The organism is Allobosea psychrotolerans, assembly GCF_002917105.1.
GTDB classification, from domain to species: Bacteria; Pseudomonadota; Alphaproteobacteria; order Rhizobiales; family Beijerinckiaceae; genus Allobosea; species Allobosea psychrotolerans.
On sequence record NZ_PQFZ01000008.1, the window covers coordinates 131740 to 146561 of the forward strand.

Consider the following 14822-nt stretch of genomic DNA (forward strand, 5'->3'; position numbering starts at 1 on the left):
GCTTATGGCCAAAGCACGTCGCGCACGGCCGCCGGCCATGTCTGGACGTCGAAACCGTGATGCTTGAACAGCGCAAGCGCGACGCGCTCCATGCCGAAGCCGACACAAGCCGTATGCGCGGTCTCTCCGTCTTCCGTCTTGATGCCCCAGGTCGTGCCGAAATGATCCTGATGATAGTTGAAGGACAGGCAGGCGGTGGGCTTCTCGACGCTTTCGATGGGGATCAGAAGTTCGAATTTCAGGCGCTGGTCGCGTTGGTTGTTGGCGAGCATGCGTCCGGCGCGGCCGAAAAAGGGATCGTTTGCGACATCGATATGCAGCGGCATGCCCAGCGAGGCCATCATAGCCTGGCCGCGCTCCAGCCAGGTCGCGCGAAATTCCGTGACCTGGTCGGGCGTGCCGAAGCGCACATATTCGCGCATCCGGAAGAGCTGCATGCGGGCCGGGTCCTTGGAAGGCTCGTGCCGGAAGCAGTAGGACTGCAGGTCGAACAGCGCGCCGCCCTTGCCGACCGGGCCGCGCTTGGCCACGACGGGGTAGAGCACATAGCAGGCAGCCGGAGTCAGCACGATGTCGGTGGACTTCTGACCCGCCGTCCAGTCGAGACCGTCGGAGACGTTGTGCAGCAACTCGGCGTGGGCTCGCTCGTCGCCCTCGAACGCGTGGACTGTTCCGGCGAGCTGGGGGAAGCTTTTCAGATAGCCGCTGCGCTCGAAATGCTTGCGGTTCATCGCGGGCGGGAAGCGCGCGACCTCGGCGCCGTCCTGGCCGCCATAACGGGTGATCAGATCGTCAAAGCGAGCGACAACCTCCTCGAACAGACCGCTGCGTCCATAGAGACCGTCGATGCCGGTGTCGATCAGCAGGCCACTGTCGATGAGTTCAGCAAGGAAACCCTGCTGTTGCTGGCAGTTCTGGCACATGGGATCACCGGGACAGGCTGGAATCGTGCTTGTACACGGCCAGCAGATTGGATGTGTTGCCGAGGATTCGGTCGTTGTTGATCATGATCGGTGCCGAGAGCGCGTCGCGCATGAGGCGTGTCAGGCTCGACGGGCTGTCGTTGCGATAGCCCTGGATACCGCAGATCAGGAAGGCTTGGCTGACGATCTCGCCGACGCTCTGAGACGCGGCGATCTTGATGCTGTTCATCGCCACGACAAAGCCCATCGAGGAGAGCTCGTCGGCATCGTCGCGCGCGCGTTCGTAACGGTCGAGCCCGGCGACGACCAGCGCTTTGAACTGCTGCAGGCGAGCGAGCAGCTCGGCCAGGCGCAGCGCGCTGGGCGGTGTCGTGCCCGGGCGCTTGCGGGCCTCGCCGCGCACGAAGCTCTCGGCGCGCGCAACAGCCTCGGCGGCGATCCCGTACCACACGGCGGCCCAGAGCAGATGGGCATGGGCAAGCATGGATTGCGCTGCGATCTCGGCGAAGGGCGTCGGAATGATCTGTTGAGCGGGCGCGCGGCCGGCAAAGGTGAAATTGTCGGAGCAGGTACCGCGCATGCCCATCGTGTCCCAGACGGCGCTGCGCTCCAGCCGGTATTGATCTCGGGTCACCACTGCCATGACTTGGTCGGAGGGCGGTGCTTCGGGCGTGCGGCGGGCTGTGATCAGGATGGCATCGGCCTGCGCGCCATAGGAGATCAGGCAGCCCTCTTTTTCGAGGGTGAAGTCCTCGCCGTCGCGCACGACGCCACAGACGCTGCTGCGCAGGTCGCCGCCGACGCCGCCGCCTTCGGTCGTAGCCGAAGCGAGCAGGAGCTGCTCGCGGGCGATCCGCGCCATGAAACCGCGATGCCAGGAATCCGCAGCGCAATGCACCACGAGGCTCGACACCTTGATCTGGTGCATCGCGTAGATCATGCCGGTCGAGGAGCAGCCCTGGGCCAGGACGGAGGCGATCTCGGCGATGGTGGCGAGGCTCGCTTGCTCGCCGCCATCGGCGGCCGGGATCATGATGCCCAGAAGGCGCTGCGCCCGCAGCGCATCGAAGGCTTCCTGCGGGAAGCGCGCCTTCGCATCGACGTCGGCGGCATGCTCGGCTGCGATTCGTGCAACCGCGCGGGCCTTGGCGACCATGGCCTTCTCGTTCTCTGCACGCGCGCCGAGGTCGACCAGGACGGGGCGCTGCCTGCTTTCGGCCAGCATCCCGGGCTGCGACTGGGGTGCGGGACGGCCAGCGAGGCGCGCCATCAGACGCGCTCGCTCTGGATGCTCTGGATCGCGTTTTCGATCGCCACGACGGAAGCGAAGTTGCGGCGGTTCATCATCTTGTCGGGAAACTCGACCTCGAAGGCTTCTTCGAGCGCCATCATCAGCTCGACGGTGCCAAACGAGGTCAGGCCGGCATTGTGGAGATCGGCGTCATCGGCGAGGGTGGCGACGTCGATCGGCAGCCGCGCCGTCGTCTTGAGGATGTCCCTGATCCTGTTCTTCATCGTTTGGCTCTGCCCATTTTGTCCGCTGGCAACCTCTGGCAGGAGAATGACGGCCTCATGCGAAGATCCTGCGAGCGCGTCATGCGCCCGCCGAAGCTCCCCGGGTCTCATCTCTCGCGAAGGCCGGCTGGATGGTGTTCGACGCAGTGTTTCTTTGCAGCTTCGGCATAGCGCAGAACATTTAATGGCGTGTTGCAGGTATCGATGAAAGTTCAGGCGCTCATCCTAATGACGACGTTTGGTAAACGCCCTTGCAACGGTCCGGGTGCACAAAATTGGCGATAGCTCGTTTACGATATTTTCAGATTTCGTCCGGCGCAGGCGGCTCGGCGCGCCCTTCGAAGCCGTTCGGCTGCTATATCGGGTCTCCCGGCGGAGATGTCGCGCTGCTGATGCCGGAAGGGAGCTCGAGGCATAGTGACGTTCGGATCGCGTCTTGCAGACCACAAGGGCGTTGGCCCGGGCTTCGATGCGGTGCGTATCGGGCTCGCGCTTTCGGTGCTCTATATTCACACCGCCCTGCTGCGGGCAGGGACTCCCGAAGCCGCGCTCGCGCCAGTCGCGCCCTATGTGCCGATGGCCCAATGGGCACTCGACTTCGCGCCGCTGCCGATGTTTTTCGCGCTGAGCGGGTTTCTGGTCGCAGGCAGCGCCGAGCGGCTGTCGATCGGGCAGTTCGTCGTCAATCGCGGCCTGCGCATCCTGCCGGCGCTGGCCGTCGAGATCATCCTGTCGGCGCTCGTCCTGGGACCGTTGCTGACGATCTACGGCATCGGCGCTTACGTCTCGGATCCGCTCTTCGCGCGCTATTTCCTGAACATCCTGGGCAACATCCACTACGAGCTGCCGGGTGTGTTTCTCGACAATCCCAATCCGGGCATCGTCAACGGCTCGCTCTGGACGGTGCCGCATGAAATCGCCTGCTACGTCCTGCTGGTCGGGGCCATGTTCACCGGCCTGTTTCGCCGGCGCCTCCTCGTCCTGCTTGCGACGCTGGCGCTGTTTGGCGTCTCGATCGGCATCTTCCTTTGCGGCAAGCTCGGCATCGTGCTGCCCTATCACGACGCCCTCAGCTATCTGTTCGTGACGCGCGGCGCGGCGCGGCTGGTGCCGCTCTTCCTTGCCGGCATCGCGCTCTACCAGTACCGCGACCGCATTCCCTACCGCTTCGGATATGCGGTGGCCTGCGTCGCCGCCTATGTCGCGATCGCGTCTTTCGGCACGCCGGACTGGAACGCCAATCCGATCTTCAGCTTCGTCACGGCGCCGATCTTCGCCTATATCGTGGTCTATGCCGGGTTGTCGCCGAAGCTCGTCTTCAAGCCGCTCGCGCGCGGCGACTACTCCTACGGCATCTATCTCTACGGCTACCCGCTGCAGCAGGCGATGATCCAGCTCATGCCGTGGATCGACAACCGGCCGGCCTTCTTCGCGCTGTCGATTGCTGCCGCGAGCGCAATGGCGATCTTTTCCTGGCATGCCATCGAGAAGCCGATTCTGCGCCTGCGCCGCAAATTCTCGCTGACGGCGCGGATCCATACGGGGCAGGTTGACCCCGCCTCCGGCGCGGCGCTTCCGCCCGGTCAGACGGTTCCGGCCGCCAAGTAGTGGGGGCGAGCGCCGACAGGCTCGGCGGTGAGCTCCGCTTCGGCTGCATCGGGCGCGGCATCGCTGGTGCCCGTCAGGAACCACAGCAGCGCCGCGGTCTTGATCGAGTAGACGGAATCGCTGACGAGCATCAGCAGGCAAATATAGGTCGCGACGCAGACCTTGAAACGCCAGGCCCGGCGCGAGCGTTCAGGCGTGAAGATGAAGAGGCTCCAGAAGCCGATCGCGCCGATCAGCCCGATCTGGTTGAGTGAATAGGCGTAACCGGAATCCGACAGGAAGGGCTTGTCCGGCGAAAGGCCCCAGACAGCCGAAGGCGACAGCGAGGTCACCAGCCGTGCCGTCCAGAGCAGCCGGCCGGAAAAGTTGTTCTGCCAGCTCACCTCCGCACTGGTGAAGCCGTATATGGCCAGCCCCGCCAGAACGAAGAAGGGCGCGGCCAGCCAGACGAAGCGTGGCGTGCGCGGCGCGAGGAGCCAGGCGAGCGTCGCGACGATGCAGACATTGGCGCCGAAGCGGGAGTCGCTGAGAATGATCGCGCCGATGCCGGTCGCCATCGTCAGCCAGCGCTTGTTCATCTCTTTCCGGTTCAGGCACCAGATATAGATGATCGCGCCGAAATTTCCGGTCGAGATCGGCTCCAGGAAGACCGACGAGGCGCGATGCGGCCCCAGGAAGGGCAGCAGCGTGCGCGCATCGGGCCGCATGCCCGACGCAAAGAGCGCGCCGGTATCGGCCTTGACGTCGGAGGGCGCGACCGTGCCACGCGCGACGTAGTATTTGATGATATTGAAGTATTTGACGTAGACGTCGAGCGCCAGGAATTCGAAGAGGCCGAAGGCCACGACGATCAACCCGCTGATCAGGGCCGCGCGATCGGCCAGACGCGGGTCCCGGCAGCTCTGCCCAAGCAGGTAGAAGGCGATCGGGATCAGAAAATCACGCACCGCCTTCGGATCGAGCAGCGGGCGCATCGCCATCAGCATGGCGGCGTAGGACATGAAGACGGCCAGCACGATATAGGGCGCAACGTTCCGACCGAGGCCGAGATAGAGCGCTGTGGCCACGAGCAGCACCTCGGAGCCCATGACCATGGTGTCGTTGACGCCCATGACATTCGTGTTGAGGAAGCACAGCGCGGTGTTGAAGGTGAGCGCCCCCACCAGCAGCGCGAGCGTCAGGGGGGAGGGCGGCTGCGAGCCGTCTGCGTCCGCGACATGATCCCGGGCGGATGTCACGCGGCTGCCCTTGGCCACCTTCGGAACAGGCGCTCGGTCTCGCCAGGGGTCACGAGCGCCACGACGAGCTGGCCGGTCGGATCGACCTTGGACGCCGCGCGGATGATGTCGGGCACCCCCATGCCCGAGAGATCCGCCGCCAGCACAATCGCGTCGGGCGAGATCGCGCGGGTGCTGTCGGTGGCATCGGAACGCAGGATGAGCACGAAATTGCTGCGGCGCGACCCGCTTCCGGACGGACCCGTACCCGCATCGATCCGCCGCATGTTGATGTCGTTGCGCCCTGCACTCTCGCGGTAGATCAGGACGCTCTCACCGATCTCCGCCAAGGCCTGGGCGAGGTGTTGAGCGATATCGGCCTGGATCGCTGCGTCGAGCGGCCCGGCGATCAGGACGGAGGCCGGTAGATGTCGCCCGAACCGCGCCTGGAGCAGTTTTGCGGTCGGTGCGAGCGCAGCCTGCCGCTCGGCCACGTCCTTGGGCAACCGCGCCACGCTGGCGACGCCCAGGATCTCGCCGGCCTGTTTGGGGGTCAGCGCGCTCTGCGGCAGCAGGCGGGCGGTTCGTTGGGGCAGCAGTTCAAGCAGATAGGCTATTCCCAGCCCAGCGCAGGCCCCAAACAGCAACGCGGCTGCCAGGACGATGATCGCAGGCGGTTTGGATGCGACAGCGGGCGGGACGGCTTCGGACAGCAGACGGGAATTGCTCGTCTCGATCTTCTTCTGCTGGTCGAGTTCTCGGGCGCGGGTCAACGATGCGTTGTAGACGGCGCGGATGGCCTCGGCCTCGCTCTCAAGCTGGCGGAGCCGGATCTCGGCCACCCCGCTGTTTTCCTGCGAGCGCGTCAACTCGCTGGCGCGCTTCTGCAGATTGGCCAGGTTGGCCTCGGCCTGACGATAGGCCTGCTGCACGGATGAGCGCACGCGTCCCAGCTCCGCGGCGAGCAGCTTGCGCGTTTCGGCGAGCTCCGCCCTGATCTCGATCAGTCGCGGGTGCTGGGGCATCAATGTTTGCGCCAGGCTCGCCGCTTCACGCGCCGTCTGCGCGTATTGCGTACGGAGCGACACGATGCTGGTCGAGGTCAGGGCTTCGGGAATGGTCTCGGAGAGCAGCCCATTGTCCCGCAGGTTGGCAATGCCGTCGCGGCGCGCTGTCTGGCGGGCCAATTCAGCGCTGGCCTGGCTGATCTGGGTATAGAGATCGCGCAACTGCTGCGTCACCACGAGCCCGGTCTCGCCGGTGCTGACGAGATTGTTCTTGATCCGAAAGGCCTGAACGGCCGCTTCGGCATCGTTAAGCTGCGTTCGCAACCCGGCAATCTGACTGATCAGAGACTCGTTGGCACGCTCGACTGCGCCGCGGCGCCCGTCATTGCCCTGGCGGAAATAAGCCCTGGCCAGCGCGTTTGCGATATCGGCCGATTTCGTCGCGTCGGGATGCGACACGATGATGCGGAAGACGAGCGAGTTCTCGACCCGCTGGATGACGATGGCACGGCGCAGCGCATCCATCGTTTGGGCAGCGCGCTGTTGCGGGGTCGGCATCAAGAGCTTGCCGAAATGGCGTGCGAGAAACCCGGGTTGGGGCGCGAAGGCGCTGTCCTGTTCAAGGTCGAGATCGCTGATCACCTGGCGCAGCACGCCTGACGATGTCATGACCAGAGACTGGCTATCGACATTGGCGAAGTCGATCGAAGCCGAGCTGTCCGAACGTACGATATCCTTGCCGACGATCTGCAGGGCCTGAGGGTCGACGAGCAATTCGGCTGTCGCGCGATAGACAGGTGTCTGGACAGCGAGATAGGCGAGAGCGAGCAGCAGCGTCGCGCAGGCGCTGGCGGCCACCATGAGGCGCCTGCGCTTCAGCAGGTTCAGCAGCTCCGGCACGCCGAATGCCGGGGTCGGCGACGGCGCGTCGTGTCGTCCGCCGACCTCCAACGCAGTAACCACCCAACGCCTCCCGAAACCCGGCCTATGCCTTCAGCCGGCACTGCGCTCCCGAAGGGCGTGCGGCGAGGGCTCTGCAAATTCAGAGCCCATGCTGCCGCCGTGTGGTTAAAATTCCCTGAAGCAAATAGCTGAAATTTGGCTGTTCTGTCGAGAGTCGTAGAAAATCGGATTTAACCACGATTGATACGGCTTAGATTCGGATGTTTATTACCGTCTGCCCCGATGATAGATAGATTTTTAGAAAAATCGTCCTGACTTTACACTGGCCGGCGCCGCTGTCGCCTAGAGATTGATCCTGGGTGGAGCCTCAACCTTGCAGACCCGCTTTCGATCCCCCGTGACAGCCCGTACAGCGTCGCATCCCGTGATGCTGGAACAGCGCAAGACATCATGAACGCGTCCTGCAGCATAAAGGACGGGTCGGCCGGGGGCCCCTCCCATGGCCGCGGCCCGCGGGAACGGAGCGGCATGCGGATTCTGATGGCCTGCGCGGCTTTTCCTCCGTTCATCGATGGCGGCGGACCGATCTCGGCGATGATCGTGGCAAAGCTGTTGCTGGCCGCCGGTCACGACGTCGAAGTGGTCAACGTCGCCGGCGAGGACAAGCACGAGATTTTCGATGGCGTGCCGGTCCACCGGCTTCGTTCACTCAATATCGACTGGAATTATCGCCTGCCGCGCCCTGCGTGGAAAAAACTCGTCTGGCACGCGCTGGAAAATTTCAATCCTCGCGCCTTCCTCGCGATGCGCCGCGAGATCAGGCGTGTCCGGCCCGATATCGTCCTCACGGACTCCATCGAAAACATCAATGTGGCGACTTGGGCCGCCGCCAAGAGCCTGGGCGTACCCGTCTGCCACATTCTGCGAAGCACCTTCCTCCTGTGCTGGAAGGGCAGCATGTGGCGCAACGGCGACAATTGCGCCCGCGCCTGCAGCTCCTGCCGGGCGACCTCCTATGGCAAAAAGCTGATGTCGCGCTTCGTCGATGCCGTGGTGGGCGAGACCGATTTCATCGCCGCGCGCCATTTCAGCGAGGGATATTTTCCCCATGCGACCTCACATTGCATTCCCGGCGCGATCGCGCCGCGCGATGTGCCCTTGCCGCGCATGGCGCCCCGCGAGGGCAGGCCGCTGCGACTGGGCTTCATCGGCGTCCATGATCCGATCAAGGGGCTCGATACGCTGGCTGCGGCCGCACACCGCCTGAAAGGACAGGCGGTCGAGTTCCTGATCGCCGGAACCGGGCAGGGCGACTATGCAGCCGCACTGCCGGACCGTTTTCCGCAGGAGAACACGCGCTTCCTCGGCTGGGTGCAGCCCGATGCGTTCTTTCCCCAGATCGACGTCCTCGTGGTGCCCTCTGTCTTCCGGGAGCCTTTTGGACGCGTCGTGATCGAGGCCTTCGTCCACGGCGTTCCGGTCATTGGAGCACGGTCGGGCGGCATTCCCGAAACGATCGAGCCCGGAATCAACGGCGCCCTGTACGCGCCTGGAGACGATGGCGCATTGGCGCAGCACATCACTGAATTCGTGCAGAACCCGGAGCGTATCGCCACGCTTTCCCAGGGAGCGCTTGCAGCGGCCCGGCGCTACGCGCCCGAACGCATTGCTTCGTCCTATGAGGCCGTCTTCGCCCAGTTGCTGCGCGGTGCGCAGCCGCGACGCGTGCCGATGATTCAGGACGCAAGCCCGTGAACGCCCTGTGGAGATTGTCCAGGCGGACGGAGGCCAGGCGGTTCGTGTCCGCCTTCTCGTCGCGTTTCAGCAGCACCTTGCTGAGCTTCCTCGTCCTGCTGACGGCGAGTCATGTCCTCTCCACGCAGGAATACGGCCTCTATGTCTTCCTGTTTTCGATCGGCAGTGCGCTGGGCCTGATCGCGGTTCTCGGACAGCAGATTCTTGTGGTGAAGCGCTACGAACGCCAGGAAGGGCCCAGCCATCGGCTGAACCAGGCGCTGGTCGGCGTCAATGCGCGCTGGCTCGCGCTTGGCTGCGGGCTGCTGGTGGTTGCAGCGGCCGTGTTCTTCATCTTCGCGGATACGTTTCCGGAGCCCTATCGGCATCTCTGGGTGGCCCTGGCCTTTGCGGCGGTCTTCGCGGTCAGCGAGTATCTGCAGAACTATTTCCGCATTCACGGGCGGATCAACCTGTCGCTGGTGCCCCGTGAGATCGTCTGGCGCGGAGCCTCGATCCTGTGCATCGCCGCTGCGGGGCTCATTGGCTTTCGCGCCGATGGCGAGGTGGTCATGGGCATCGTCACCGTGTTGCTGGGGGCCACGACCTTGTATCAGGCCGTCGCCTTCACGCGCGGCGAAGGCTGGGGTTGGCTGGCGCGCCACGATGATGTCCCGCGCGAGACCCATGGGATCTGGCGCAAAGAGAGCCTGTATTTCATCGCCAATGGCATCCTGAACTCATCATCGGCCTATCTGGAAACGATCCTGATCGGCGCGGTGCTGGGGCTGGACAAGGCCGGCTTCTACTTCGTGGCCCTGCGGATCGCGATGCTGCTGACCTTGCCGGTCGCGGCGATCGACACCGTCGGCATCCCCATGATCGCTGCCCGCTTCCAGAAATCCGACAATGCCGGCGCCCAGATCCTGATCGGGCAGCTGTCCTTCGCCAGCTTCTGCATCTCGATTCTGGGCGCCTTCGCCCTGGTGATGATCGCGCCGTTTGTCCTCTCGATCTTCAATGCGGATTTCGCCCAGCATGCCGATGTCCTGACGGTCCTGTGCGTGCTGTCGGTTTCGCAGGCCTTTTTCGGGCCCGGTTCCTGGCTGTTGATGATCGGCGGCGGCGAGCGCTTCTTCCTGATCGCGCGGACGGTGATCTTCGTTTTCTATCTGGGATTACTGTACGGCCTGGCCCAGATCGGTGGGCTGATGGGCATCGCGATCGCCGGGCTTTTCATGACGCTGGCGTCCAATCTGGCCGCCTGGCACTGGATCAAGCGCAAATACGCGATCGACAATATGGCAACGGCGTTTTTCCGGCCCTTCATTTTCACGGGGCTGAAGAAGCCAGAGCCTGTGCAGCCCCAGCCCGACGGTGATCACGCCGACACCGCAGCAAAAACGGCTGTGCATTGAAAACGCCGAGGCGGAGCAGGGATATGGGCGCAGTGGCGGCCGAACGGACACCGGTCATGGCACGACGGCAGGATGCGGCATCCGAGCTTCCGCTCGCGCCGGTGTCGTCGTCGATGCCCGCTCTATCATCACAGAGCACGCCCGTCGCCTTCTCGGGCACGATCGGCATGCTTTACCCAGGCGCCGCGGCGGTGGCCGTTCTGATGCTGGCTCCGGTCGGCTATGAGGAACTTTGCCTGCGCAGCACCTGGCGGACATTGGCTGAAGCGCTGTCCCTGGCCGGCATAGCCTGCCTGCGCTTCGACTATCCCGGTCTCGGGGATGCGCTTGATGTCGTCGACCCGTCCGGCCTCGACGACTGGGAGGAGACCGTGCGCGCCGCGGCCGATCTGCTGAGGCAGGCCAGCGGCTGCTCGCGCTTGATCCTGCTGGGACAGGGCCTTGGCGGAACGCTCGCCCTGCGTCTGGCTGACGCGTTGGCTCCGGTCTCCGGCTGCGTGGTCATGGCGCCGGTCGTCAACGGCAAGCGCTATCTGCGCGAATTATCCGTCTGGACGCGCATTGTTGCCGACCGCATCGGGATCGGCATGGATCCCGACGATGATACGGGCTGTGCCGTGGCGGGCCTTCGGTTGCCGCCGTCGCGCCTCGCCGCCATCGGAAGGCTGAACCTGCTCGACACCGACAGCCGTCCCTGCAACGAGGTGCTGCTGCTGTCCCGTTCCGGCCATGCGGGCGATGCGGCACTCGCAACACATTTGGCGGCACGCGGTGCCGCGGTGACGACTTCGCCCTATCAGGGCTACGAGATGCTGACGACCGATCCGACCGGCGCCAGGCCGCCTCTGCCGACGATCGCGGCCATCGTCGCTTGGGTCGCGCAACGCGCGCGGGCGCCGGAACAGACCGTTCACGCAGTCGCTACGGCCAAGCCTTATGACGGGCGGGTTGCGCAGCTGTCCGGGCCCGGCTTCATCGAGAGCCCCGTTCGGTTCGGTCCGGACGGACGTCTTTTCGGCGTGGTGTGCGAGCCCGAAGGCCGCTCTTCCCGCTCGTCGATCGTGTTCGTCAATGCCGGACGCGACTACCATATCGGCTGGGCTCGCGTCACCGTCGCGCAGGCTCGTGCCTTCGCGGTGCAAGGCATCGCATCGCTGCGCTTCGATACCAGCGGCATCGGCGACAGCCTGCCCGATGAAAACGGTCCCGAGGAAGTGCTCTATTCCGAAGAACAGATCGCCGATGTCCGGCTCGCCCTCGACGTCATGGAGAGGCGCGGCTACCAGGATCCGATCCTGATCGGGCGCTGCAGCGGGGCTTATGCAGCCTTTCACGCCGCCGTCGCGGACGTGCGCGTCCGGCATCTCGTCATGGTCAACAACGAGCGCTTCATCTGGGACCCTGACGAAAGCGTGGAGGATGCGATCCGCTACGCCCATCGCAGTGTCGGCGATTTTGGGGCGACCTTGAAGCGCAAGGGTGGCTTGCGCCGGCTGCTCACCGGGCAGCTACGCGTTGGGCCGGCCGGCCGCTATCTCGCCTTCCGCCTTCTGAAGCATTGCTCGATCCGGCTTGCGCCCGTGCTGGGGCGTCTGACCAAGCATGGCCGGCTGCGTCGCGAGTGCCACAGGCGCTTCGGCGTGCTGGCGACTCGCAAGGTCAACGTCGCCCTGATCTATGCACAGGGCGATATCGGCATGGCCGAGTTCAACACCTATTTCGGCAAGACCGGCGAGGGGCTCTCGGCCTATCGCAACGTGTCGTTCGCAACCATTCCCGACGCCGACCACAACTTCACCCATCTCGGTGCCGCGCTTCGGCTGCGGGCCAAGCTGCTGGAGACGGTCAAGCCATGACTGTCTCGAGGAGACGGCGGGGCGTCGGCTTGCTGCTGGCGGCTGCCGGCCTGTTGGGCGCCGCCATGCCTGCGCCAGGCGCGGAGACGTGCCTGCGTGGCGTCAATCTCTCGGGGGCCGAATTCGGCACGGTGCCGGGGCGGCCGAACACCGATTACACCTACCCCGCCGAGGCGGCGATCCGCCGGCTGGCCGGACTGGGGATGACCTCCTTCCGGCTGCCGTTCCGCTGGGAGCGCATCCAGCCCAAACTCGGCGACGAACTCGATGCGGCCGAACTCGCCCGCCTCGACCAAAGCATCGACACGGCCAAGGGTGCGGGTCTGGTCGCGATCCTCGACCTGCACAATTTCGGCTATTACGCCGGCAAAAGACTGGGCGCGCCGACCTTGCCGGCTTCCGCGCTGGGCGATGTCTGGCGGCGGCTGGCAACGCATTATCGCGACCGGACGAACGTGGTCTTCTCGATCATGAACGAGCCCTACGACATCCATAGCGCCGAATGGGCGAAGATCCAGAACGTCGCCATCGCCGCGATCCGCAAGGCCGGGGCGAAGCAGCTGCTTCTGGTCACCGGAACCGCCTATGGCGGCGCCCATAGCTGGACATCGGATCTGCCGGTTGGCAACAACGGCCGCGACCTGCTGGCGATCGAAGATCCGCTGAAGCGGTTCGCCTATGATTTCCACCAATATCTCGATGCCGACTATTCCGGCCGCCAGCCGGAATGCACGGCGGCGCAAGGCGCACTCAAGGCCATCGACGACGTCGGCGCCTGGCTGAAGGCCCATGGCCGGCAAGGTTTTCTGGGTGAATTCGCCGCCTCCGATCGACCCGAATGCGTCATGGCCTTCAAGCAGATGATCGGGCGGCTCGATTCGCGTCCTGAGCAATGGATCGGCTGGACGGCGTGGGGGGCCGGGCCGTGGTGGCCGCCCGACTACGTCTTCAACCTCGAGCCGACGGCGGCGGGAGAGCGCCCGCAGACGAAGGCGCTGATCGAACAGTTGAAAAGCAGCGGACCCCGAAACGCCATGTGTGGGCGGAAGAGTCGGCCATGAGCCTGCAACCGCAGCAATCGGCGCCATCGACGATGCGCAGAGGGATGCGCATCGTCCATGTGGTGCGTCAGTTCCTGCCCAATCGCGGCGGGCTGGAAGACGTCGTCGCCAATCTCTGCAAAGAGCAATTGCGCATGGGGCTGGCTCCCTCGGTCGTGACGCTCGATCGGCTGTTCGCCCGGCCGGACGTCCGATTGCCGCGCGAAGAGGTGATCAACGGCATCCCCATCCGACGCATCCCGTATTTCGGCTCGTCGCGCTATCCGCTGGCGCCGTCGATCTTCGCATATCTGGGAGATGCCGAGATTGTTCATGTCCATGCCGTCGACTTCTTCTTCGACGCCTTGGCGATCGGCTGGATGCTCCATCGAAAGCCCTTGGTCGCGACGACCCATGGCGGCTTCTTTCATACCGCTGACTTCTCCGTCCTCAAGAAAATCTGGTTCAACGGCCCGACACGGCTATCCTCCCGCGCCTATCGCGCGATCGCGGCTTGCAGCGCCAACGACGCCCGGACGTTTGAAAACGTTGCAGCCGGACACGTCCATCTGATCGAGAACGGCGTGGACCTCGACAAATTTGCCGAAGCGTCCAGCTCCGTCCCGGTGCGACGGATCGTCAGTATCGGGCGCTTCTCCAAGAACAAGCGTCCCGATCACCTCATCGCCACGATGGCCGAACTGCTGCGCTCGGGAGATGACTGGCATCTCGATATGATCGGCGTGGCGTCCGATTGGTCCGAGTCCGAGCTCCGCGACGCGGTCGCTCAAGCCGGGCTGGCAGACCACATCGCTCTGCATTTCGAACTTGACGATGCGGCCGTGCGGGCTCTGATGAGCCAAGCGTCATTATTCGTCTCGGCCTCGGAGTTCGAGGGCTTCGGCTTGGCCGTGATAGAGGCGATGAGCGCTGGACTCATGCCAATCGTTCAACCGAATGCGGCGTTCACGGCCCTCGCGAAAAAGCATCCGCTTATCCGCCTCGCAAATTTCGCCGACCCGGTCGAGGCAGCTGAGACGATCGCCGATGCATTCACTACGCTATCGAATGGCAATGCATCGCTGGCGAGCGCCAAGGCGGAACTTTCAGTCTATTCGTGGCGCCATGTCGCCCAGAGCTATCAGTGGATGTACAATTCCGCGTTGCGCCGGACCAATCGGATCGATGTGCCGGTGGGCGATGCAGAAACGGGCTCTGAAACCTGACGCAATAGCGGCTGCCTTCCTTGTCGCGAGGGGGCGGTTTGTCCGACTGCGGTTGAGGGCCCGGTCGATGTCCGAAGGACGTCATCTTTTACCGTAGATCCAGCGGATCGCAGCGCTGCAGCCCAGGTGCCGGCGCAGACTGCCTTTCGACCAGGGGCCTGCCCTGGCCCCGGCCTTGATCGCGCGGGGGATGGCCGCTGGCACCTGACCGCGAATCGATCCCGAGCCGTCCGACGTCAGCTTACTCCCGATCCGCCAAACTTGGACCCGATCGCGTCCACGTCGCCGAGGGCGCTGGCGTGGACATCGCTCGGGTCGAATTCGGCCAAACGAATTGCTGCAGGTTTTCCTTAGCTTAGAGAGCCGCCGTTACGG

Annotated in this window: 11 protein-coding genes; 6 read left to right on the forward strand and 5 right to left on the reverse strand. The window is 64.4% G+C overall.

The genetic code is table 11. The features are described from left to right. Positions 1-2 precede the first annotated feature (2 nt). The 3 genes from CYD53_RS15440 to CYD53_RS15450 are packed head-to-tail and all read right to left on the reverse strand — an operon-like array spanning position 3 to position 2438. A complete protein-coding gene (locus tag CYD53_RS15440; protein ID WP_103718982.1) occupies positions 3-923 on the reverse strand; it encodes an amino acid--[acyl-carrier-protein] ligase in 921 nt (306 codons plus the stop codon). A gap of 4 nt (positions 924-927) precedes the next feature. Then, positions 928-2148, reverse strand: a complete 1221-nt coding sequence (locus CYD53_RS15445) for an acyl-CoA dehydrogenase family protein (protein WP_103719080.1) — start codon at positions 2146-2148, stop codon at positions 928-930. Positions 2149-2192: 44 nt separating this feature from the next. Next, positions 2193-2438 (reverse strand): acyl carrier protein, encoded by a 246-nt coding sequence (locus CYD53_RS15450; protein ID WP_103718983.1) that lies wholly within the window; start codon positions 2436-2438, stop codon positions 2193-2195. 417 nt (positions 2439-2855) lie between these two features. Between CYD53_RS15450 and CYD53_RS15455 the strand changes: the two genes are divergently transcribed. Beyond that, complete coding sequence (locus tag CYD53_RS15455; RefSeq protein WP_181011887.1) at positions 2856-4046, forward strand: acyltransferase family protein; 1191 nt, start codon at positions 2856-2858, stop codon at positions 4044-4046. Here the strand turns inward: CYD53_RS15455 and CYD53_RS15460 are convergent. Next, positions 4022-5284 carry a UDP-phosphate alpha N-acetylglucosaminyltransferase gene (locus CYD53_RS15460; protein ID WP_146055931.1) on the reverse strand — a complete coding sequence of 421 codons (1263 nt, stop codon included), beginning with the start codon at positions 5282-5284 and terminating at the stop codon, positions 4022-4024. The two genes, CYD53_RS15455 and CYD53_RS15460, sit on opposite strands and share 25 nt — an antisense overlap. Then, entirely contained in the window at positions 5281-7233 is a 1953-nt protein-coding gene (locus tag CYD53_RS15465; RefSeq protein ID WP_146055932.1) for a GumC family protein, read from the reverse strand. The genes CYD53_RS15460 and CYD53_RS15465 overlap by 4 nt, the downstream gene beginning before the upstream one ends. Before the next feature lie 468 nt (positions 7234-7701). On the opposite strand from CYD53_RS15465, the gene CYD53_RS15470 reads away from it, so the two are divergent. The 5 genes from CYD53_RS15470 (at position 7702) to CYD53_RS15490 (ending at position 14447) form a co-directional block, all read left to right on the forward strand. Continuing rightward, positions 7702-8928: a glycosyltransferase gene (locus tag CYD53_RS15470; protein ID WP_103718987.1), complete on the forward strand. Its 1227-nt coding sequence runs from the start codon at positions 7702-7704 to the stop codon at positions 8926-8928. A gap of 44 nt (positions 8929-8972) precedes the next feature. Beyond that, positions 8973-10325: a lipopolysaccharide biosynthesis protein gene (locus CYD53_RS15475; protein ID WP_245928256.1), complete on the forward strand. Its 1353-nt coding sequence runs from the start codon at positions 8973-8975 to the stop codon at positions 10323-10325. A gap of 113 nt (positions 10326-10438) precedes the next feature. Next, entirely contained in the window at positions 10439-12181 is a 1743-nt protein-coding gene (locus CYD53_RS15480; RefSeq protein ID WP_181011888.1) for an alpha/beta fold hydrolase, read from the forward strand. Continuing rightward, positions 12178-13242, forward strand: a complete 1065-nt coding sequence (locus tag CYD53_RS15485; RefSeq protein WP_103718990.1) for a glycoside hydrolase family 5 protein — start codon at positions 12178-12180, stop codon at positions 13240-13242. Before CYD53_RS15480 ends, CYD53_RS15485 begins: the two co-directional genes overlap by 4 nt. Then, complete coding sequence (locus CYD53_RS15490) at positions 13239-14447, forward strand: glycosyltransferase family 4 protein (protein ID WP_103718991.1); 1209 nt, start codon at positions 13239-13241, stop codon at positions 14445-14447. The genes CYD53_RS15485 and CYD53_RS15490 overlap by 4 nt, the downstream gene beginning before the upstream one ends. Positions 14448-14822: the final 375 nt, after the last annotated feature.

Excerpts from the sequence above, each read along its gene's own strand:
- CYD53_RS15440 (WP_103718982.1), bottom strand. The coding sequence starts at position 923 with ATGTGCCAGAACTGCCAGCAACAGCAGGGTTTCCTTGCTGAACTCATC.
- CYD53_RS15445 (WP_103719080.1), bottom strand. The coding sequence starts at position 2,148 with ATGCTGGCCGAAAGCAGGCAGCGCCCCGTCCTGGTCGACCTCGGCGCG.
- CYD53_RS15450 (WP_103718983.1), bottom strand. The coding sequence starts at position 2,438 with ATGAAGAACAGGATCAGGGACATCCTCAAGACGACGGCGCGGCTGCCG.
- CYD53_RS15470 (WP_103718987.1), top strand. The coding sequence starts at position 7,702 with ATGCGGATTCTGATGGCCTGCGCGGCTTTTCCTCCGTTCATCGATGGC.
- CYD53_RS15480 (WP_181011888.1), top strand. The coding sequence starts at position 10,439 with ATGCCCGCTCTATCATCACAGAGCACGCCCGTCGCCTTCTCGGGCACG.
- CYD53_RS15485 (WP_103718990.1), top strand. The coding sequence starts at position 12,178 with ATGACTGTCTCGAGGAGACGGCGGGGCGTCGGCTTGCTGCTGGCGGCT.
- CYD53_RS15490 (WP_103718991.1), top strand. The coding sequence starts at position 13,239 with ATGAGCCTGCAACCGCAGCAATCGGCGCCATCGACGATGCGCAGAGGG.